The organism is Pseudomonas alkylphenolica (genome assembly GCF_004025535.1).
GTDB classification, from domain to species: domain Bacteria; phylum Pseudomonadota; class Gammaproteobacteria; order Pseudomonadales; family Pseudomonadaceae; genus Aquipseudomonas; species Aquipseudomonas alkylphenolica_A.
Genome location: NZ_QJRG01000033.1, coordinates 266,904 through 287,175 on the forward strand (window position 1 = coordinate 266,904; position 20,272 = coordinate 287,175).

Annotated in this window: 23 protein-coding genes; 17 read left to right on the plus strand and 6 right to left on the minus strand. The window is 62.3% G+C overall.

What is annotated here, in order from left to right; genetic code table 11:
* Positions 1–15: 15 nt before the first annotated feature.
* The 3 genes from DM813_RS01285 to pilG are packed head-to-tail and all read right to left on the minus strand — an operon-like array spanning position 16 to position 1,388.
* On the minus strand, positions 16–555 hold the full coding sequence (locus DM813_RS01285) for a chemotaxis protein CheW (RefSeq protein ID WP_431311904.1): 540 nt from the start codon (positions 553–555) through the stop codon (positions 16–18).
* A gap of 11 nt (positions 556–566) precedes the next feature.
* On the minus strand, positions 567–932 hold the full coding sequence (gene pilH / locus DM813_RS01290; RefSeq protein WP_128321640.1) for a twitching motility response regulator PilH: 366 nt from the start codon (positions 930–932) through the stop codon (positions 567–569).
* 45 nt (positions 933–977) lie between these two features.
* Positions 978–1,388 carry a twitching motility response regulator PilG gene (gene pilG, locus DM813_RS01295; protein WP_128321641.1) on the minus strand — a complete coding sequence of 137 codons (411 nt, stop codon included), beginning with the start codon at positions 1,386–1,388 and terminating at the stop codon, positions 978–980.
* 216 nt (positions 1,389–1,604) lie between these two features.
* Between pilG and gshB the strand changes: the two genes are divergently transcribed.
* From gshB to DM813_RS01365, 14 genes are all read left to right on the plus strand, one after another.
* Positions 1,605–2,558, plus strand: coding sequence for a glutathione synthase (gene gshB, locus DM813_RS01300; protein ID WP_128321642.1), 954 nt, complete (start codon positions 1,605–1,607; stop codon positions 2,556–2,558).
* A 109-nt stretch (positions 2,559–2,667) separates the two neighbouring features.
* Positions 2,668–3,573, plus strand: a complete 906-nt coding sequence (locus tag DM813_RS01305) for an energy transducer TonB (RefSeq protein WP_128321643.1) — start codon at positions 2,668–2,670, stop codon at positions 3,571–3,573.
* Positions 3,574–3,631: 58 nt separating this feature from the next.
* Positions 3,632–4,201 carry a YqgE/AlgH family protein gene (locus DM813_RS01310; protein ID WP_128321644.1) on the plus strand — a complete coding sequence of 190 codons (570 nt, stop codon included), beginning with the start codon at positions 3,632–3,634 and terminating at the stop codon, positions 4,199–4,201.
* Complete coding sequence (gene ruvX, locus DM813_RS01315; RefSeq protein ID WP_128321645.1) at positions 4,201–4,635, plus strand: Holliday junction resolvase RuvX; 435 nt, start codon at positions 4,201–4,203, stop codon at positions 4,633–4,635. Before DM813_RS01310 ends, ruvX begins: the two co-directional genes overlap by 1 nt.
* A gap of 54 nt (positions 4,636–4,689) precedes the next feature.
* Positions 4,690–5,208 carry a bifunctional pyr operon transcriptional regulator/uracil phosphoribosyltransferase PyrR gene (gene pyrR / locus DM813_RS01320; RefSeq protein ID WP_128321646.1) on the plus strand — a complete coding sequence of 173 codons (519 nt, stop codon included), beginning with the start codon at positions 4,690–4,692 and terminating at the stop codon, positions 5,206–5,208.
* A 12-nt stretch (positions 5,209–5,220) separates the two neighbouring features.
* Positions 5,221–6,225: an aspartate carbamoyltransferase catalytic subunit gene (locus tag DM813_RS01325; protein ID WP_128321647.1), complete on the plus strand. Its 1,005-nt coding sequence runs from the start codon at positions 5,221–5,223 to the stop codon at positions 6,223–6,225.
* The gene (locus DM813_RS01330) at positions 6,222–7,493 is read left to right on the plus strand and encodes a dihydroorotase (RefSeq protein ID WP_128321648.1); all 1,272 of its coding nucleotides are present in this window, start codon (positions 6,222–6,224) and stop codon (positions 7,491–7,493) included. Before DM813_RS01325 ends, DM813_RS01330 begins: the two co-directional genes overlap by 4 nt.
* 214 nt (positions 7,494–7,707) lie before the next feature.
* Positions 7,708–8,238 carry an ATP-dependent protease subunit HslV gene (hslV, locus tag DM813_RS01335; protein ID WP_028945572.1) on the plus strand — a complete coding sequence of 177 codons (531 nt, stop codon included), beginning with the start codon at positions 7,708–7,710 and terminating at the stop codon, positions 8,236–8,238.
* A 77-nt stretch (positions 8,239–8,315) separates the two neighbouring features.
* Positions 8,316–9,653, plus strand: a complete 1,338-nt coding sequence (hslU, locus tag DM813_RS01340) for an ATP-dependent protease ATPase subunit HslU (RefSeq protein WP_128321649.1) — start codon at positions 8,316–8,318, stop codon at positions 9,651–9,653.
* A gap of 44 nt (positions 9,654–9,697) precedes the next feature.
* A complete protein-coding gene (locus tag DM813_RS01345) occupies positions 9,698–10,075 on the plus strand; it encodes a gamma-butyrobetaine hydroxylase-like domain-containing protein (RefSeq protein WP_128321650.1) in 378 nt (125 codons plus the stop codon).
* Between the two features lie 348 nt (positions 10,076–10,423).
* On the plus strand, positions 10,424–12,103 hold the full coding sequence (phaC, locus tag DM813_RS01350) for a class II poly(R)-hydroxyalkanoic acid synthase (protein WP_128321651.1): 1,680 nt from the start codon (positions 10,424–10,426) through the stop codon (positions 12,101–12,103).
* A 61-nt stretch (positions 12,104–12,164) separates the two neighbouring features.
* The gene (phaZ, locus tag DM813_RS01355; RefSeq protein WP_128321652.1) at positions 12,165–13,013 is read left to right on the plus strand and encodes a poly(3-hydroxyalkanoate) depolymerase; all 849 of its coding nucleotides are present in this window, start codon (positions 12,165–12,167) and stop codon (positions 13,011–13,013) included.
* 116 nt (positions 13,014–13,129) lie between these two features.
* Positions 13,130–14,812: a class II poly(R)-hydroxyalkanoic acid synthase gene (gene phaC, locus DM813_RS01360; RefSeq protein WP_128321653.1), complete on the plus strand. Its 1,683-nt coding sequence runs from the start codon at positions 13,130–13,132 to the stop codon at positions 14,810–14,812.
* Between the two features lie 13 nt (positions 14,813–14,825).
* Entirely contained in the window at positions 14,826–15,440 is a 615-nt protein-coding gene (locus DM813_RS01365) for a TetR/AcrR family transcriptional regulator (RefSeq protein WP_128321654.1), read from the plus strand.
* A 72-nt stretch (positions 15,441–15,512) separates the two neighbouring features.
* On the opposite strand, the gene DM813_RS01370 is transcribed toward DM813_RS01365, so the two are convergent.
* From DM813_RS01370 to DM813_RS01380, 3 genes are all read right to left on the minus strand, one after another.
* Complete coding sequence (locus DM813_RS01370) at positions 15,513–16,295, minus strand: phasin family protein (protein ID WP_128321655.1); 783 nt, start codon at positions 16,293–16,295, stop codon at positions 15,513–15,515.
* A 10-nt stretch (positions 16,296–16,305) separates the two neighbouring features.
* The gene (locus DM813_RS01375; RefSeq protein WP_128321656.1) at positions 16,306–16,725 is read right to left on the minus strand and encodes a phasin family protein; all 420 of its coding nucleotides are present in this window, start codon (positions 16,723–16,725) and stop codon (positions 16,306–16,308) included.
* A gap of 112 nt (positions 16,726–16,837) precedes the next feature.
* A complete protein-coding gene (locus tag DM813_RS01380) occupies positions 16,838–17,113 on the minus strand; it encodes a polyhydroxyalkanoic acid system family protein (protein ID WP_128321657.1) in 276 nt (91 codons plus the stop codon).
* A gap of 125 nt (positions 17,114–17,238) precedes the next feature.
* Here DM813_RS01380 and ubiE point away from each other — a divergent pair, with 125 nt between their 5' ends.
* From ubiE to ubiB, 3 genes are read left to right on the plus strand one after another with little or no spacing between them, the layout of a single operon-like run.
* Positions 17,239–18,009 carry a bifunctional demethylmenaquinone methyltransferase/2-methoxy-6-polyprenyl-1,4-benzoquinol methylase UbiE gene (ubiE, locus tag DM813_RS01385; protein WP_128321658.1) on the plus strand — a complete coding sequence of 257 codons (771 nt, stop codon included), beginning with the start codon at positions 17,239–17,241 and terminating at the stop codon, positions 18,007–18,009.
* The gene (locus tag DM813_RS01390; RefSeq protein WP_128321659.1) at positions 18,009–18,632 is read left to right on the plus strand and encodes a ubiquinone biosynthesis accessory factor UbiJ; all 624 of its coding nucleotides are present in this window, start codon (positions 18,009–18,011) and stop codon (positions 18,630–18,632) included. The genes ubiE and DM813_RS01390 overlap by 1 nt, the downstream gene beginning before the upstream one ends.
* Positions 18,629–20,236: a ubiquinone biosynthesis regulatory protein kinase UbiB gene (ubiB, locus tag DM813_RS01395; RefSeq protein ID WP_128321660.1), complete on the plus strand. Its 1,608-nt coding sequence runs from the start codon at positions 18,629–18,631 to the stop codon at positions 20,234–20,236. The genes DM813_RS01390 and ubiB overlap by 4 nt, the downstream gene beginning before the upstream one ends.
* Positions 20,237–20,272 lie beyond the last annotated feature (36 nt).

Below are 20,272 nucleotides of genomic sequence, written 5' to 3' on the forward strand. Positions count from 1 at the left end.
GACTCTGGCATTCCTTTACAACGCCACATCAAGAAAACCCGGCGCCTGGGCCAGGGCCAGCGGGCTGAAGATGGCCCAGCAGCGTTGCTGCTGGAAATGGCCCTGAACGAACGGTGCTGCGCCACCCAGCAAAGGCTTGGGCGGCGACAGTTCAAGGCTGTGCAGCGGAAAATGCTGCAAACCTACGACTTCGTCGACCAGCAACCCGGCAAACAGCTCTTCGTGATCGAGCACCAGTACCCGCCGCTGCTTGCGCGCCGCCGACAGGCCCAGGCCGAAAAACCCGCACAGGTCCATCACCGGCAGCAAACGCCCGCGCAGGTTCGCCACGCCACTGACCCAGGGCTTTACCCCCGGGATACGACTCAAACGCGGCTCGTGCAGGACTTCAGCCACCTCGCCCATGGGCGCGACGAACCACTGGTCGGCAATACGAAAGCCGATACCGCTCCAGCTCTGCAGTCGCGTCTCCTGCAGCGGCAGGTCCGCCGCGAGCAGGCGGCAGCGCCGGTCGATGTCGAGCAACAGCTCGAACGCCGTCAGTGACTCGCCCACAGGCTGCTTGATCAACCTTTGAGAACGCCGTTGAGCACCTTGATCAGGGTGTCTTCATCCACAGGTTTGGTCAGGTAGTCGCTGGCGCCCTGGCGCTTGCCCCAGACCTTGTCGGTTTCCTGATCTTTGGTGGTGACGATAATCACGGGAATGGATGCAGTTTCCGGGTTTTTGCTCAACTGGCGGGTGGCCTGGAAACCGTTTACGCCGGGCATGACGATATCCATCAGCACCGCGTCGGGCTTCTCCTGAGTAGCCAGGGCCACGCCATCGGCGCCGTTTTCGGCCTTGAGTACCTGATGCCCGTGTTTTTCGAGCATTCCGGTCAGTTTGTACATTTCGGTCGGCGAATCGTCGACGATCAGAACTCGGGCCATGCTGTTCCCCATCAAAGGAATGAACGCCGCGGCGCTGGCGCGGCGTCAGGGTGCGTGTTGTTCTTCTGCGGCGAACCCGGGCACATGCGCCCTGATTGCGTCCAGCAGTTCTTCCTTGCTGAAAGGTTTGGTCAAAAACTGATCAGAGCCGACCACGCGGCCCCGGGCTTTGTCGAACAGACCATCGCGGGACGACAGGAGAATCACCGGCGTGTCCTTGAAAGCGCTGTTGTGCTTGATCAGGGCGCAGGTCTGGTAGCCATCCAGACGTGGCATCAGCACGTCGACAAATATGATCTGCGGGTGCTGGTCGACAATCTTGGCCAGGGCATCAAAGCCGTCGGTGGCCGTGATGACCTCGCAGCCTGCTTCACTGAGCAACATTTGTGCGGTTCTACGGATCGTTTTGGAGTCATCGATCACCATCACTTTCAGTGCCGTGCCGGGCTGTTCCATAATCGCTCTACCATCGCTGCTCAGGCGTCGCCTGGAAGGGCCGTGCAGGCCACGTGCCAGGCCTTTTTAGCACACTCTGGGGGTGCATTCCATCGGCCCGCGCCACGGCCCGCCCAGGATGCGTTTTTCCCTTGACCGCCGACGCTGCGGGCGCCACCCTGATGCCACTTTTCATTTGAGCTACTGCGGCATAGCGCCGCCGAGAGGAACTACCCCATGAGCGTTCGCCTCGGGATTGTCATGGACCCCATCGCGTCCATCTCCTACAAAAAGGACAGCTCGCTGGCCATGCTTCTCGCCGCTCAGGAGCGCGGCTGGTCGCTGTTCTACATGGAGCAGCAGGATCTGTACCAAGGCCAGGGCCAGGCCCGTGCGCGGATGCGCCCGCTGAAAGTATTTGCCGACCCGCAGCACTGGTTCGAGCTGGATGCCGAGCAGGACAACGCCCTGAGCGACCTCGACGTGATCCTGATGCGCAAGGATCCGCCGTTCGACATGGAGTTCGTCTACAGCACCTACCTGCTGGAACAGGCCGAAACCGCCGGCGTGCTGGTGGTCAACCGTCCGCAGAGCCTGCGTGACTGTAACGAGAAGCTGTTCGCCACCCTGTTCCCGCAGTGCACGCCACCCACCCTGGTAAGCCGTCGCGCCGACATCATCCGCCAGTTCGCCGCCGAGCATGGCGACGTGATCCTCAAGCCGCTGGACGGCATGGGCGGTACCGGGATCTTCCGCCACCGCGCGGGCGACCCGAACCTTTCGGTGATCCTCGAGACCCTGACCCTCAACGGCGCCTCGCAGATCATGGCCCAGGCCTATCTGCCGGCGATCGTCGAGGGTGACAAGCGCATCCTGATGATCGATGGCGAGCCTGTGCCGTACTGCCTGGCGCGCATTCCCGCCAGCGGTGAAACCCGTGGCAACCTGGCCGCCGGTGGCCGCGGCGAAGCCCGTCCACTGACCGACCGCGACCGCTGGATCGCTGCACAGGTCGGCCCGACCCTGCGCGAAAAAGGCCTGCTGTTCGTCGGCCTGGATGTGATCGGTGAGCACCTGACCGAAATCAACGTGACCAGCCCGACCTGCATTCGCGAGATCGACAATGCCTTTGGCACCGCTATCGGCGCACAGTTGATGGATGCCATTGATCGCAAGCTCAAGGCGCGCTGACCGCCGACGCGAAGCTATTGCGCAGAGTGGGGTATCATGCGGGTCGTTTTTTTGACCTGCGCACTCGCTCTGCCGGTTTTTCGCCGGCCTTGTGGTTGCTGGATACCCGATGACGCTGCCTGCTGACATCCCCGCCGACTTCTCTCCGCCCCGCGTTCGCCCGGCGGACCGGCTCGGCTTTACCCTGTTTCTGGCCGCCCTGCTGCACCTGGCGCTGATTCTCGGCGTGGGCTTTACCTTCGCCAAGCCCGAAGAAATTCGCCGCACGATGGAAATCACCCTGTCCACCTTCAAGAGCGAAAAAGCGCCGGAAAAGGCTGATTACCTTGCTCAGGACAACCAGCAGGGCAGCGGTACGCTGGACAAGAAAGCGGTGCCTAAAACCACCGAAATCGCGCCATTCCAGGACAGCAAGATCAACAAGGTGACGCCACCGCCGGCGGCCAAGCCCGAGGTGCAACCGCAACCGGCACCGCCCAAGGCCGTGGTGACCACCCAGGCACCCAAGCCGCAAAAGGTCGAAACCCGGCCCAAAGAAGCCAAGCCGCAGCCAAAACCCAAGGCCGCCACCCCCGAATTCGACAGCTCGCAGCTGTCCAGCCAGATAGCCAGCCTCGAAGCCGAGCTGTCCCACGAACAGCAGCTGTACGCCAAACGCCCGCGCATCCACCGCCTCAATGCGGCCTCGACCATGCGCGACAAGGGCGCCTGGTACAAAGACGAATGGCGCAAAAAGGTCGAGCGTATCGGCAACCTCAACTACCCCGATGAGGCACGCCGCCAGCAGATCTATGGCAGCCTGCGGCTAATGGTCTCGATCAACCGCGACGGCTCGCTCTACGAAGTGCTGGTACTGGAATCCTCCGGCCAGCCGCTGCTCGACCAGGCGGCCCAGCGTATCGTGCGCCTGGCCGCGCCCTTTGCCCCGTTCACCGGTGATCTGGCTGAATTCGACCGGTTGGAGATCATCCGTACCTGGCGCTTTGCCCGCGGCGACCGATTGTCCAGCAACTGACGCTGGCGCCCCCACATCAGGCTTGTCAGTGAGGCGTCCCAACGCCACACTATCAACCATGAAAAACCTCAGCCCGAGTTACCTCAAGCACCAGTTCCTGATTGCCATGCCGCACATGGCCGACCCGAACTTCGCGCATACCTTGACCTACATCGTCGAGCACAACGCCAATGGCGCCATGGGGCTGGTGGTCAACCGCCCACAAGAGCTGAACCTGGCCGATATCCTCGAGCAATTGCGGCCTGAGGTCGAAGCGCCAGCCAGCTGCATCCAGGTGCCAATCTACCTGGGCGGCCCGGTACAGACTGACCGCGGGTTTGTCTTGCACACCAATGACAAGACCTTCCAGGCCACCGTCCAGCTCGACGGCCTGTCGCTGTCCACCTCCCAGGACATCCTGTTTGCCATCGCCGATGGCGCCGGGCCAAAGCAAAGCCTGATCACCCTCGGCTACGCCGGCTGGGAAGCGGGCCAGCTGGAAGCGGAATTGGCTGACAATGCCTGGCTGAATTGTCCGTTCGACCCCGAAATCATCTTTGGCATGGCCTGCGAACAGCGTCTTGAGGCCGCAGCGGCGAGCCTGGGCATCAACCTCAGCCTGCTCACCAGTCAGGCGGGGCACGCCTGATGGCTGAATTGCGCCTGCTGCTGGGCTTTGACTACGGCACTAAACAGATCGGCGTCGCGGTTGGTCAGGTCGTTACCGGCCAGGCCCGCGAGCTGTGCACCCTGAAAGCCCAGAACGGTGCGCCGGACTGGGCCCAGGTGGAAAAACTGATAAAGGAATGGCAACCCGATGCCATCGTCGTTGGCCTGCCGCTGAACATGGACGGCACGCCCAGCGAAATGAGTGCCCGCGCCGAGAAGTTCGCCCGGCGCCTGAACGGCCGCTTCAACCTGCCTGTGCATACTCACGACGAACGCCTGACCACCTTCGAAGCCAAGGGCGAACGCATGGCCCGCGGCGGCCAGCGTGGCAGTTACCGCGACAACCCGGTGGATGCCATCGCTGCGGCCCTGCTGCTGCAAGGCTGGCTGGAGGCCAATACCGGGCAATCCTGATCATCGGATTCAAGCCGGGGCAGCGCTACGCCCCCGGTCTATTGAGGAGCAAGCATGAGCCTACCCAATCCCGCCGAACTGATCCGGCAGATGGCTGTCGACCTTCGTGCCCATCTGGCCCGGCGCAACATCACCGAACCCCGTTTCATCGGCATCCGCACCGGGGGCATCTGGGTTGCCCAGGCCCTGCTCGAAGAACTCGGGGACGACAGTGCGCTGGGCACCCTCGACGTCTCGTTCTACCGCGATGACTTCAGCCAGAACGGCCTGCACCCGCAAGTACGCCCTTCCGACCTGCCGTTCGAGATTGAAGGCCAGCACCTGATCCTGGTGGACGACGTGCTGATGAGCGGCCGCACCATCCGTGCCGCCCTCAACGAACTGTTCGACTATGGCCGCCCGGCCAGCGTGACCCTGGTCTGCCTGCTCGACCTGGATGCCGGCGAGTTGCCGATCCGCCCGAATGTGGTCGGTGCGACGCTGTCGCTGGCCGCCCATGAACGGGTAAAATTGACCGGACCCGCGCCGCTCGCTCTCGAGCGCCAGGACCTCGCATCCGCTTCCGCCCTTTAAGAGTCCCTCGCGATGACGCCAATCGACGCCAAGCGCCCGCTGCAGCTCAATGATCAGGGCCAGCTGCGCCACTTTCTTTCGCTCGACGGTTTGCCCCGCGAACTGCTGACCGAAATCCTCGACACCGCCGACTCTTTCCTCGAAGTCGGTGCCCGGGCCGTTAAAAAGGTCCCCTTGCTGCGCGGCAAAACCGTGTGCAACGTGTTCTTCGAGAACTCCACGCGTACCCGCACTACCTTCGAACTGGCCGCCCAGCGGCTGTCGGCGGACGTGATCACCCTGAACGTGTCGACCTCCTCGACCAGCAAGGGCGAAACCCTCTTCGACACCCTGCGCAACCTTGAAGCGATGGCCGCCGACATGTTTGTCGTGCGCCATGCCGACTCGGGTGCCGCACACTTCATCGCCGAGCATGTGTGCCCGGACGTGGCGATCATCAATGGCGGTGACGGCCGTCACGCCCACCCGACCCAGGGCATGCTCGACATGCTCACCATTCGTCGGCACAAAGGCAGCTTCGAGAACCTCTCGGTGGCCATCGTCGGCGATATCCTGCATTCGCGGGTGGCCCGTTCGAACATGCTCGCGCTGAAAACCCTGGGTTGCCAGGACATCCGTGTGATCGGCCCGAAAACCTTGCTGCCGATCGGTATCGAACAGTATGGCGTGAAGGTCTACACCGACCTTGAACAGGGCCTGAAGGATGTCGACGTGGTGATCATGCTGCGCCTGCAGCGTGAGCGCATGGCCGGCGGCCTGCTGCCCAGCGAGGGTGAGTTCTACCGGCTGTTCGGCCTGACCACCGCACGCCTGGCCGGGGCCAAGCCCGATGCCATCGTCATGCACCCGGGGCCGATCAACCGCGGCGTGGAAATCGAATCCGCCGTAGCCGACGGTGCCCACTCGGTGATTCTCAACCAGGTCACCTACGGCATCGCGGTGCGTATGGCCGTGCTGTCCATGGCCATGAGCGGGCAGAACGCCCAACGTCAATTCGAGCAGGAGAACGCCCAGTGACCCTCAGTATTCTTGGCGCCCGGGTCATCGATCCCACCAGCGGCCTGGACCAGATCACCGACCTGCATATCGATGCCGGCAAGATCGTCGCCATGGGCGCGGCACCTGCCGGTTTCAACCCGGCGCGCAGCATCGACGCTCAAGGCCTGGTCGCTGCCCCTGGTCTGGTCGACCTCAACGTAGCGCTGCGCGAACCCGGCTACAGCCGCAAGGGCAGCATCGCCAGCGAAACCCGCGCAGCAGCAGCCGGCGGCGTCACCAGCCTGTGCTGCCCTCCGCAGACCAAGCCGGTGCTCGACACCTCCGCAGTGGCGGAGCTGATCCTCGACCGCGCCCGCGAAGCCGGGCACAGCAAAGTGTTCCCCATCGGCGCCTTGAGCAAGGGCCTGGAAGGCGAACAGCTGGCAGAACTCATCGCCCTGCGTGATGCCGGGTGCGTGGCCTTCGGCAACGGTTTGAACGCCTTCGCCAACAACCGCACCCTGGCCCGCGCCCTGGAGTATGCGGCCACTTTCGACCTGACCGTGGTGTTCCATTCGCAAGATCGCGACCTGGCGCAGGGTGGTCTCGCCCACGAAGGCGCGATGGCCAGCTTCCTTGGTCTGCCGGGCATTCCGGAAACCGCTGAAACCGTGGCCCTGGCGCGCAACCTGCTGCTGGTCGAACAGACCGGCGTGCGCGCGCACTTCAGCCAGCTGACTAGCGCCCGCGGGGCACGCCTGATCGCCCAAGCGCAGGAACTGGGGCTGCCGGTCACCGCCGATGTTGCCCTGTACCAGCTGATCCTTACCGACGAAGCGCTGCGCGACTTCTCCAGCCTCTATCACGTGCAACCTCCGCTGCGCACCCGCGCCGACCGTGACGGCCTGCGTGAGGCAGTGAAGTCCGGTGTGATCCAGGCGATCTCCAGCCATCACCAACCACACGAGCGCGATGCCAAGCTGGCACCGTTCGGCGCCACCGAGCCGGGTATCAGCAGTGTCGAACTGCTGCTGCCGCTGGCCATGACACTGGTGGAGGACGGCCTGCTCGACCTGCCAACTTTGTTGCAACGTTTGTCAGCCGGTCCGGCCGATGCCCTGCGCCTGCCGGCCGGCCAGCTGAAAGTCGGCGGCGCTGCCGACCTGGTGCTGTTCGACGTCAAGGCCTCGACTGTTGCCGGTGAACAGTGGCGTTCCAAGGGCGACAACTGCCCGTTTATCGGCCACTGCCTGCCGGGCGCGGTGCGTTATACCTTGGTCGATGGGCATATCAGCCACGAAGCGTGATCGAGTGTGCTGTAGGAGCGGATTCACCGGGACGCCGGACCGCCGCGATGAGCTGTGTAGCAGCCCCCTTTTGGGGCCGCGCTGCGGCCATTGCGGATAAATCCGCTCCTACAGAGATTCCCCTACCGCTCGTCCTTGCAGGTTGAAATCCTTCCCTGCACCCCCATATGAGTCTGCATCAGGCATTTTCGCCCCGCTGCGTGGAGACTCTCCCTTGACCACCATCGTTTCAGTTCGTCGCCACGGCAAAGTCGTCATGGGCGGCGACGGCCAGGTTTCTCTCGGTAATACCGTGATGAAAGGCAACGCCAAGAAAGTCCGCCGCCTGTACCACGGTCAGGTCATCGCCGGCTTCGCTGGCGCCACCGCCGACGCATTCACCCTGTTCGAACGCTTTGAAGGCCAGCTGGAAAAGCATCAGGGCCACCTGATCCGCGCCGCCGTCGAGCTGGCCAAGGAATGGCGTACCGACCGTTCCCTGAGCCGTCTGGAGGCCATGCTGGCCGTCGCCAACAAAGACGCCTCGCTGATCATCACCGGCAACGGTGACGTCGTCGAACCCGAGGACGGCCTGATCGCCATGGGCTCCGGTGGCGCCTACGCCCAGGCCGCTGCCCGCGCCCTGCTGCAAAAGACCGACCTCTCGGCCCGTGAAATCGCCGAGACCGCCCTGAATATCGCCGGTGACATCTGTGTGTTCACCAACCACAACCTGACCATCGAGGAGCAGGACCTGGCCGAGTAATTCAGCTGTTCTGGCGCCCGGCCCCGACGGCCGGGCTTTTCCACGCTGACTTATCGAGCCCAAGGACCATCATTACCATGTCCATGACCCCCCGCGAGATCGTCCACGAACTCAACCGCCACATCATCGGCCAGGACGACGCCAAGCGCGCCGTCGCCATCGCCCTGCGCAACCGCTGGCGGCGCATGCAACTGCCGGCCGAGTTGCGCGTTGAAGTGACCCCGAAGAACATCCTGATGATCGGCCCGACCGGCGTCGGCAAGACCGAAATCGCCCGGCGCCTGGCCAAACTGGCCAATGCCCCGTTCATCAAGGTCGAAGCGACCAAGTTCACTGAAGTCGGCTATGTGGGCCGTGACGTCGAGTCGATCATTCGTGACCTGGCCGATGCCGCGATCAAGATGCTCCGCGAGCAGGAAATCGTCCGCGTCGGCCACCGTGCCGAAGACGCTGCCGAAGAGCGCATCCTTGATGCCCTGCTGCCACCGGCACGCACCGGCTTCAACGAAGACCAGACCACCAGCACCGACTCCAACACCCGCCAACTGTTCCGCAAGCGCCTGCGTGAAGGCCAGCTGGACGACAAGGAAATCGAGATCGAAGTTGCCGAAGCCATGGGTGTCGACATTTCCGCGCCACCGGGCATGGAAGAGATGACCAACCAGCTGCAGAACCTGTTCGCCAACATGGGCAAGGGCAAGCGCAAGAGCCGCAAGCTCAAGGTCAAGGAAGCGCTCAAGCTGGTACGCGACGAAGAAGCCAGCCGCCTGGTCAACGAAGACGAGCTCAAGGCCAAGGCCCTGGAAGCTGTCGAGCAGCACGGCATCGTGTTCATCGATGAGATCGACAAGGTTGCCAAGCGCGGCAACGTCGGCGGTGCCGATGTCTCACGTGAAGGTGTACAGCGCGACCTGCTGCCGCTGATCGAAGGCTGCACGGTGAACACCAAGCTGGGCATGGTCAAGACCGACCACATCCTGTTCATTGCCTCCGGCGCCTTCCACCTGAGCAAACCGAGCGACCTGGTGCCCGAACTGCAAGGCCGTCTGCCGATTCGCGTTGAACTCAAGGCGCTGAGCCCGGAAGACTTCGAGCGCATCCTCAGCGAACCGCACGCCTCGCTCACCGAGCAGTACCGCGAGCTGCTGAAAACCGAAGGCCTGAACATCGAGTTCGCCGCCGAGGGCATCAAACGCCTGGCCGAGATCGCCTGGCAGGTTAACGAGAAGACCGAGAACATCGGTGCCCGCCGCCTGCACACACTGCTTGAGCGCCTGCTTGAAGAAGTGTCGTTCAGCGCCGGTGACCTGGCCAGCGCCCACGACGAAGCGCCGATCCGCATCGACGCCGAATACGTCAACAGCCATCTGGGCGAATTGGCGCAGAACGAAGACCTTTCTCGTTATATTCTGTAAGCCTCACTCTCTTACAGGCAGGGCCGCTTGCGGCCCTGAACCATATGGCCAGACTCCCTACCGGCATCAACCTGCACAAAGCCTCCAAGACCCTGAGCCTGACTTACGGGCCTGACGAGGTGTACCACCTGCCAGCCGAGTTCCTGCGCGTGCATTCTCCCTCCGCCGAGGTTCAAGGCCACGGCAATCCCATCCTCCAGTTCGGCAAACTGGGCGTCGGTCTCAAGCAGATCGAACCGGCCGGCCAGTACGCACTGAAACTGACCTTCGACGACGGCCATGACAGCGGCCTGTTCACCTGGGAGTACCTGGAGCAACTGTGCCTGCGTCAGGAACAACTCTGGGCCGAGTACCTCGATGACCTGGCAAAAGCCGGAAAATCGCGCGACCCTTCCGAGTCGATCGTCAAGCTGATGCTCTAGTTCAGGCCTCCCAGGATTTAGAGCGCATTTTCTAATTCTATTTGCTTGAATGCCTGCACAACGGCCAATGAATGGCCGTATTGCGAAACACTCGAAAGTCGGGTAACCAATGGATCTGGCAAGTTCCCTGCATTGATTTTTTACGCAGGGTCAGGCCGGGATGTAGAGGTCGCGAGCGAAAGCAGGCTGTCTTCACACGCAGAAAAACCCGCATGGCTCATCGTCGTTTGCATCCGGCCGCAGGACCGCAGTTCGTTATCACTGGTCACCCGAGCAGCAGTACCGGGCACTCGTCTGTGTAGGTGCACAACAGGCCGGTACTCGTCTCAGGACAACGGAGCGTCGTAGATGAGTAACAAGAACAACGATGACCTGCAGCGCCAAGCCTCGGAAAACACACTGGGCCTGAACCCGGTGATCGGCTTGCGCCGCAAGGATTTGCTGAGTTCTGCTCGAATGGTGCTGGGCCAGGCCATTCGCCAACCGCTGCACAGTGCCAAGCATGTCGCTCATTTCGGCTTGGAACTGAAAAATGTGATTTTCGGAAAATCGGGCCTGCAACCGGAGAGCGACGACCGTCGTTTCAACGACCCGGCCTGGAGCCAGAACCCGCTTTACCGCCGCTACCTGCAAACCTACCTGGCGTGGCGCAAAGAACTGCACGACTGGATCGACGCCAGTAACCTCTCGGAACAGGATGCCAGCCGTGGCCACTTCGTCATCAACCTGATGACCGAAGCCATGGCCCCGACCAACTCGGCGGCCAACCCGGCGGCGGTCAAACGCTTCTTCGAAACCGGTGGCAAAAGCCTGCTCGACGGCCTGTCGAACCTGGCCAAAGACGTGGTCAACAACGGCGGCATGCCCAGCCAGGTGAACATGGAGGCCTTCGAGGTCGGCAAGAACCTGGGCACCAGCGAAGGCGCCGTGGTGTTTCGCAACGACGTCCTGGAGCTGATCCAGTACCAGCCGATCACCGAACAGGTGCATGCCCGCCCGTTGCTGGTGGTACCACCGCAAATCAACAAGTTCTACGTCTTCGACCTCAGCCCGGAAAAGAGCCTGGCGCGCTTTTGCCTGCGCTCCAACGTGCAAACCTTCATCGTCAGCTGGCGCAACCCGACCAAGGCCCAGCGCGAATGGGGGCTGTCGACCTACATCGATGCGCTCAAGGAAGCCGTCGACGTCGTCCTGGCGATTACCGGCAGCAAAGATCTGAACATGCTCGGCGCCTGCTCGGGCGGTATCACCTGCACCGCGCTGCTGGGTCACTACGCAGCACTGGGTGAAAACAAAGTCAACGCCCTGACCCTGCTGGTCAGCGTGCTGGACACCGCCCTCGACACCCAGGTCGCGCTGTTCGTCGACGAACAGACCCTTGAATCGGCCAAGCGCCAGTCCTATCAGGCCGGTGTACTCGAAGGCCGTGACATGGCCAAGGTGTTTGCCTGGATGCGCCCCAACGACCTGATCTGGAATTACTGGGTCAACAACTACCTGTTGGGTAACGAACCGCCGGTGTTCGACATCCTGTTCTGGAACAACGACACCACCCGTCTGCCGGCCGCCTTCCACGGCGACCTGATCGAAATGTTCAAAACCAACCCACTGACCCGTGCCGATGCACTGGAAGTGTGCGGAACACCGATCGACCTGAAGAAAGTCACCACCGACATCTACAGCCTGGCAGGCACCACCGACCACATCACGCCGTGGCAGGCCTGCTACCGCTCGGCGCAGCTGTTTGGTGGCAACGTCGAATTCGTGCTGTCCAACAGCGGCCACATCCAGAGCATCCTCAACCCGCCCGGCAACCCCAAGGCACGCTACATGACCAGCAGCGAGCTACCGGCACAGGCCAGCGATTGGCAAGACAATGCCAGCAAGCACACCGACTCCTGGTGGCTGCACTGGCAAAACTGGCTCAGCCAGCGCTCGGGCGAACTGAAAAAGGCACCGACCCGACTGGGCAACAAAGCCCATGCCGCTGCCGAGGCCGCACCGGGGACGTACGTACACGAGCGTTGATTGCAGTGTCCGCCGTGGCCACTGAAGGCCACGGCGCCTTATCCAGCACAGGGCTTCGCGCATGCCGCAACCGTATATTTTCAGAACCGTTGACCTGGATGGCCAGACCATCCGTACGGCGGTTCGCCCCGGCAAGCCCCACTTGACGCCCTTGCTGATTTTCAACGGCATCGGCGCCAACCTGGAATTGGTGTTCCCTTTCATCCAGGCACTGGACCCGGACCTTGAGGTCATCGCCTTCGACGTGCCCGGGGTCGGCGGCTCGTCGACCCCCAGACACCCTTATCGCTTTCCGGGCCTGGCCAGGCTCACCGCGCGCATGCTCGATTACCTCGATTACGGCCAGGTCAATGTCATCGGCGTGTCATGGGGTGGTGCCCTGGCCCAGCAGTTCGCCCATGACTACCCGGAACGCTGCAAAAAGCTCGTGCTTGCAGCGACTGCTGCCGGTGCGGTGATGGTGCCGGGCAAGCCCAAGGTGCTGTGGCTGATGGCCAGCCCGCGGCGCTATATCCAGCCTTCCCATGTGATCCGCATTGCCCCGCAGATCTACGGGGGCGCCTTTCGCCGCGACCCGGACCTGGCCATGAACCACGCCGCGAAGGTGCGTTCCTCGGGCAAGCTCGGCTACTACTGGCAACTGTTCGCAGGGTTTGGCTGGACCAGCATTCACTGGCTGCACAAGATCCAGCAGCCGACGCTGGTGCTGGCGGGCGACGATGACCCCTTGATTCCATTGATCAATATGCGCCTGCTGGCCTGGCGGATTCCCAATGCCCAGCTACACATAATCGACGACGGTCACTTGTTCCTGATCACCCGGGCCGAAGCCGTCGCCCCGATCATCATGAAGTTCCTCCAGCAAGAGCGCCAGCGCGCTGTCATGCACCCCCGGCCTGCGGCCAGTTGAGATAAAGCGCGATCACGCGCGGGGCAGGACGCCTTGTAGCTCGATCGACAGCAAGAGGTTGGTGTCGCTCTTGCATTGAATTGTTTGTTGATGGCCTGACGACGGAGTGTTGCCTGATGAAAGACAAGCCCGCGAAGGGGTCGGTACCGGTCCCCGCCTCCTACATGAACGTGCAGAGTGCAATCACTGGCCTGCGCGGCCGCGACCTGCTGTCCACCTTGCGCAATGTCAGTCGCCACAGCCTGCGCCATCCGCTGCACACAGCCAAACACATGCTCTCGCTGGGCAACCAGCTGGGTCGTGTATTGCTCGGCGATACGCCGCACCAGCCACACCCTCGGGACAATCGCTTCAAGGATCCGGCCTGGAGCCTCAACCCCTTCTACAGTCGCGGCCTGCAGGCGTATCTGGCCTGGCAGAAGCAGACCCGCCAGTGGATCGATGAAAGCCAACTGGATGCCGATGACCGGGCTCGGGCGCACTTCCTCTTCGCCCTGTTGAACGATGCCATGGCACCAAGCAACTCTTTGCTCAACCCTGCCGCCGTCAAGGAGCTGTTCAACTCCGGGGGATTAAGCCTGGTGCGTGGCGTCAGCCACCTGCTCGATGACCTGCGTCATAACGATGGCTTGCCACGCCAGGTCAACCCGCAAGCATTCGAAGTGGGTCGCAACCTGGCGACCACGCCGGGCTCGGTGGTGTTTCGCAACGAACTGCTGGAGCTGATCCAGTACAAGCCGATGAGCGAAAAACAGTACGCCCGGCCCATGCTGGTGGTGCCGCCGCAGATCAACAAGTTCTACATTTTCGACCTGAGCCCGAGCAACAGCTTCGTCCAGTACATGCTCAAGAACGGCCTGCAGACCTTCATGGTCAGTTGGCGCAATCCCGACCCACGGCATCGCGAGTGGGGCCTGACGAGCTACGTCGAGGCGCTCGAAGAAGCCATGAATGTCTGCCGGGCGATAACCGGCAGTCGCGAAGTCAACCTGATGGGCGCATGTGCCGGCGGCCTGACCATGGCCGCGTTGCAGGGCCATTTGCAGGCCAAGCGGCAACTGCGCAGGGTCGGCAGCGCCACTTACCTGGTAAGCCTGCTCGACAGCGAAATTGACAGCCCCGCCAGCCTGTTCGCCGATGAGCAGACGCTGGAAGCGGCCAAGCGCCGCTCCTACCAACAGGGTGTGCTCGACGGCAAGGAAATCGCCAAGGTCTTCGCCTGGATGCGCCCCAATGACCTGATCTGGAATTACTTCGTCAACAATTACCTGCTGGGCAAGGCACCACCGGCTTTCGACATCCTTTACTGGAACAACGACAACACCCGCCTGCCCGCAGCCCTGCACGGCGATCTGCTGGATTTCTTCAAGCACAATCCGCTGGCCCATGCTGCCGGCCTCGAAGTCTGCGGTACGCCGATCGACTTGCAGAAGGTCAACGTCGACAGCTTCAGTGTGGCCGGCAGCAACGACCACATCACCCCCTGGGATGCGGTCTACCGTTCGACCTTGCTGCTGGGCGGCGACAAACGTTTCATCCTGGCCAACAGCGGCCACGTGCAAAGCATCCTCAACCCGCCCGGCAATCCCAAGGCGCACTATGTCGACAACCCGCGCCTGAGCAGCGATCCGCGGGCCTGGTTCTATGACGCCAAACAGGTAGACGGCAGTTGGTGGCCGCAGTGGCTGGAATGGATTCAGGCACGCTCCGGCGAGCAGCGTGAAACCCTGATGACCCTGGGCAACCAGAATTACCCTCCCATGGACCCCGCACCCGGCACTTACGTCCTGGCGCGCTGAACAAGTAGAACGGATGAAAACCCGCGACCGTATTCTTGAGTGTGCCCTGCAGCTGTTCAACCAGCAGGGCGAGCCCAATGTCTCGACCCTGGAGATTGCCAATGAAATGGGGATCAGCCCGGGCAACCTCTACTACCACTTCCATGGCAAGGAGCCGTTGGTGCTGGGCCTGTTCGAACGCTTCGAAGAGGAACTGACGCCGCTGCTCGACCCACCCCTGGAAGTGCGCCTGGATGCAGAGGACTACTGGCTGTTCCTGCACCTGATCGTCGAGCGCATGGCCCAGTACCGCTTCCTCTTCCAGGACCTGTCGAACCTCACCGGGCGGTTACCCAAACTGGCCCGCGGCATGCGCAACCTGCTCAACGCCCTCAAGCGCACCCTGGCCGCCTTGCTCGCCAGCCTCAAGGCCCAGGGCCAGGTGGTCAGCGACACGCGGGCACTGGGGCAACTGGTGGAGCAGATCACCCTGACGTTGCTGTTCTCGCTGGATTACCAGCGGGTACTGGCGCGCGAGGGCGAAGTCGGGGTGGTGGTGTATCAGGTGATGATGCTGGTAGCGCCGCACCTGGAGGCAGGTTCCCGGCATGCCGCCGAGCAGATCGCGCTGAGGTACCTGAGCGGCTGATGCCGGCAGCCCAAGGCGGCAAATGAAAACGCCCGGCACTGAGGCCGGGCGTTCGCTGACAACCGCCTGGAATCAGGACTGGCTGATCGCGTTCAGCGGTGCCGATGGTGTCGGCGTTGCCGGTGCTACGGTTGCGGTTGCTGCTGGCGCCGCACTCGGTGCCGGTGCAGCACTGGCCGCAGGTGCCGCGGGCTTGGCAGCAGGTTTGGCCGGGGCTTTCTTCACCGCAGGCTTTTTCGCCGCTGCAGGCTTGGCAGCTGCCTTGACTGCAGGTTTTGCTGCAGGTTTTGCTGCCGGCTTGGCCGCAGCAGTTTTTGCCGCTGCAGGCTTGGCCGCCGCGGTTTTCGCCGCAGGCTTGGCAGCAGCTTTCGGTGCTGCCTTGGCCAATGGCTTGGCCGCCGCCTTGCTGGCTGCCGGCTTGCTGGCTGCCGGCTTGCTGGCAACCGGCTTGACCGATGCCCCGGTCAGTTTCTCGATCTGCTTGGTCAAGGTGTCGACCTGCTGGTGCAGTGCCTTGACTTCATTACGGCTAGGGACGCCCAGACGCGAGATAGCGCTGTTCAGGCGCTTGTCGAAAGCTTCTTCGAGCTCGCTCCATTTGCCCAGTGCACGGTCTTTCACATCGCCCACTCGCGAAGTGGCCGACTTGGCCGAAGCCTTGGCAGCACCTACCGATTCCTTGGCCTGTTTCTCGGCCTTCTCGCCATCCTTGACCAAGGACTCGAACAGCTTGTTGCCGTCCTGATCGATCTTGGAGTAGATACCCAAACCAGCCAGCCAGATCTTGCGGGAATATTTCTCGATCCCCCCGACCCAGGAGCTGCCTTCTTTCTCGCTATTCTTCTTGCCAGCCATCCTGCTCTCCTTATTGTTTGCGCGCGACACGTTCGAGCAATGCCGTCAGCTCTTCGAGCTTGGCAGAGAGTGCCTCCACGTCATGTTTAGACGGAATGCCGATGCGATTCAAGGCGCTGGCGACCCGTGTGTCGAAAGCCTTTTCAATTTTGTCGAGTTGAACTTCGACCTTGCCCTTGACGCTGGTGATCTCGCCTTTGACCGAATCGATCTGGGTATTGGCTGCATCAAGCTCTTTGTCGATGCGTTTCTTTCCACGTTTCTCGACGGTTTCGCCGGCCTTGACCAGCTCTTTCAGGTAGTCGGCACCTTCCTGGCCAACCCGGGCATAAGCCCCAAGGCCTGCCAGCCAGATCTTGCGCGCATAGCCGCGCACTTCGCCCAGCGTGTGCTGGTCGTCATCTTTTTTCTTCAGGGTCACTTTAACCATGCTCTGCACCTCACGCTCGAATAGATATGGAGGAACTGCCCATGGATACTGGGCTTGAGCATAAGGTAGGGTGAAAAATTAGAATCCTCACCCTAAGCTGCAGAATCCGGATTCAAGCCAGCGCTTTGTCCAGCGCCCGCTCGATCTCGCTCTTGATGGTCGCGCTCATCATCGACAGCATCATGCCCAGTTTCAGCTCGACCCTGATGGTGTCTTCACCGATCTGCACACTGCCCGTGGCACCGCTGCGCTTGACCTCGACCCGGTCGCCATTCCAGCGGGCGCTGAGGTCGTACTCGCGGGCCAGCTTGTCGACCAGGGTTTGGGCCTTTTCCCGAGCCGCTTCGCGGCCCAGGCTGTGTTTGCGCTCAACGCTGATCTGGGTCATTCATTCAATCCTGGGTTCAAAGGCATACTTCTATTATGCCCGCACCCCGACCTGCGACACACCCCGCCAAGACAAATCCGACCGTACGCCCTAGAATGGCCAGTAATTTTTTTCGGTGAAGCGATATGAACGACCAGCGCAAAGGCGACCACGCCGAACCCACCACCCATTTCGGCTACCAAAACGTACCGGAAAGCCAGAAAGCAGAGAAAGTCGCTGAGGTTTTCCATTCGGTAGCTGCCAAATACGACTTGATGAACGACGTGCTGTCCGGCGGTATGCACCGCTTGTGGAAGCGCTTCACCATCGAACTGTCCGGTGTGCGCAGCGGCAACCGGGTACTGGACATCGCCGGCGGTACCGGTGACCTGGCCGCCAAGTTCTCGCAACTGGTCGGGCCGACCGGTCAGGTAGTACTGGCCGACATCAACGCCTCGATGCTCAAGGTAGGCCGTGACCGCCTGCTCGACCGCGGTGTGGCCGGAAACATCGAGTTCGTCCAGGCCGACGCTGAAAAGCTGCCGTTTCCGGACAACCACTTCGATTGCGTGACGATCGCCTTCGGCCTGCGCAACGTCACCCACAAAGAAGATGCCATCCGCTCGATGCTGCGCGTGCTCAAGCCCGGCGGCCGCCTGCTGGTACTGGAGTTCTCCAAGCCTACCAACAAGCTGATGTCCAAGGTCTACGACGCGTACTCGTTTGCCTTCATGCCACTGGCCGGCAAGCTGATCACCAACGACTCGGAAAGCTACCGTTACCTGGCCGAATCGATCCGCATGCACCCCGACCAGGAAACCCTCAAGTCGATGATGGTCGAAGCCGGCTTTGATCGCGTGACCTATCACAACATGACCAGCGGCATCGTTGCCCTGCACCGGGGCATCAAGCCCTGATGCTCCTGGCCGGCCTACTTGCCAGTGTCGAACACGGCCTGAACCGTGTTCTGCGCCTGGACAGCACGGCATTGCCGCGGTTGCGTCCCCTCGATGGCAAAGTCATTGCCATCGACTGTCGTCAGCCGGCGCTGCAGCTGTTCATTTTGCCCAGCGACGAGGGCCTGATGCTGGCCAGCCACTGGGCCAATGATGCCGACTGCACCCTGCGCGCCCCGGCCAGCAGCCTGGTACGCCTGGCCCTGAGCCAGGACAAGACGGCCGTGCTGCACAGCCCGCAGGTCGAGCTCGAAGGTGACAGCGCGGTACTGCTCGACCTGGTCAAGGTACTGCAGGACCTGGAGCTGGACTGGGAATACGAAGTCTCGCGCTGGCTTGGCCCTGTCGCTACCCAACTGCTCAGTGGCCACCTGCGCAGCCGCGCCAACTGGACCCGCCAGGGCTTTGCCGCACTTAACCAGAACCTCTCCGAGTACCTGGCCGAAGAAGCCCGCACCCTGGTTGGCCAACGCGAAGCTGAAGCCCGCTTCAGTGAGCTAGACACCCTCAAAGTCGACATCGAACGCCTTGAGGCGCGCATTGAGCGCCTTGCCCGATCCCTTGATACCAGCGATAACGCATGAAGCTGCTTGCCGTCCGCCGTCTGTTGCGCATCCAGCGCGTAGTCATTCGCTACCGCCTCGATGACCTGCTGTTTGACCTGCCGCTCCCGTGGTGGCTGATGGCCCTGCGGCACGTGATGCCCTGGCGCTGGCTGCCCCGCAAGCCCCTGGACCTCAGCCGCGGAGCGCGCCTGCGCCTCGCCCTGCAGGACCTCGGGCCGATTTTCATCAAGTTTGGCCAGCTGCTGTCAACGCGCCGCGATCTGCTGCCCGAAGACATCGCCGATGAACTGATGAAGCTGCAGGACCGGGTACCACCCTTCGACCCGCAAAAGGCCGTGGCCCTGATCGAAGAGCAACTGGGCGCGAAGATCAGCGAAGTGTTCAGCCGCTTTGATGTCGAGCCACTGGCGTCGGCCTCGGTGGCCCAGGTACATGCGGCCAAGCTCAAGAGCGGCGAAGAGGTCGTGGTCAAGGTGGTGCGCCCGGGCCTCAAGCCGATCATCGCCCAGGACCTGGCCTGGCTGTTCCTGATCGCCCGCGGTGCTGAACGGGTGTCTGCCGATGCCCGTCTGTTGCACCCGGTGGAAGTGGTCAGCGACTACGAAAAAACCATTTATGACGAGCTCGACCTGTTGCGCGAGGCGGCCAACGCCAGCCAGCTCAAGCGCAACTTCGAAGGCTCGGAAATGATGTACGTGCCCCAGGTGTACTGGGACTGGTGCCGCCCCAAGGTCCTGGTGATGGAGCGCATCTACGGCATCCAGGTCACCGACCTGGCGACCCTGGCCGACCAGCGTACCGACATGAAAATGCTCGCCGAGCGCGGCGTGGAGATCTTCTTCACCCAGGTATTTCGTGACAGCTTCTTTCATGCCGACATGCACCCGGGCAACATCTTCGTCAGCACCATCAAACCGTGGAGCCCGCAGTACATTGCGATCGACTGCGGCATCGTCGGCAGCCTGACACCTGAAGACCAGGACTACCTGGCGCGCAACCTGTTTGCCTTCTTCAAGCGCGACTACCGCCGCGTGGCCCAGTTGCACATCGATTCTGGCTGGGTCCCGGCACACACCAAGCTCAACGAGTTCGAAGCGGCGATCCGTACCGTGTGCGAGCCGATCTTCGAAAAGCCGTTGAAAGACATCTCCTTCGGCCAGGTCCTGATGCGCCTGTTCCAGACTGCCCGGCGCTTCAACATGGAAGTCCAGCCGCAGCTCGTGTTGCTGCAGAAGACCTTGCTCAACATCGAAGGCCTGGGCCGCCAGCTGTACCCCGAGCTGGACCTGTGGAGCACCGCCCAGCCGTTTCTCGAGCGCTGGATGCGTGAGCGGGTCAGCCCCAAAACACTGCTGCAGAACCTGCACGGCCAGGTCGAACAGATTCCGCACCTGGCCGGCATGACCCGCGACCTGCTCGAACGCATGTCGCAGCCGCACCTGTCTGACCCTCCCGCGCCGTGGCAGCAAAAAGGTGATGGCTGGGCCCTGCGCCTGCTCGGCGCCGGCCTGCTGGGCGGCGGGGCGACGCTGGCCGCCGGTGCTGTCAGCCTTAGCGCTCCGGCCGCCTGGCCGGCCTGGCTGATGCTCGCCGCCGGCCTTTACCTGATCGTGCGTCGATAGCCAGCAGCGCCGCGCGCTGGCACACTAGCGCCATGG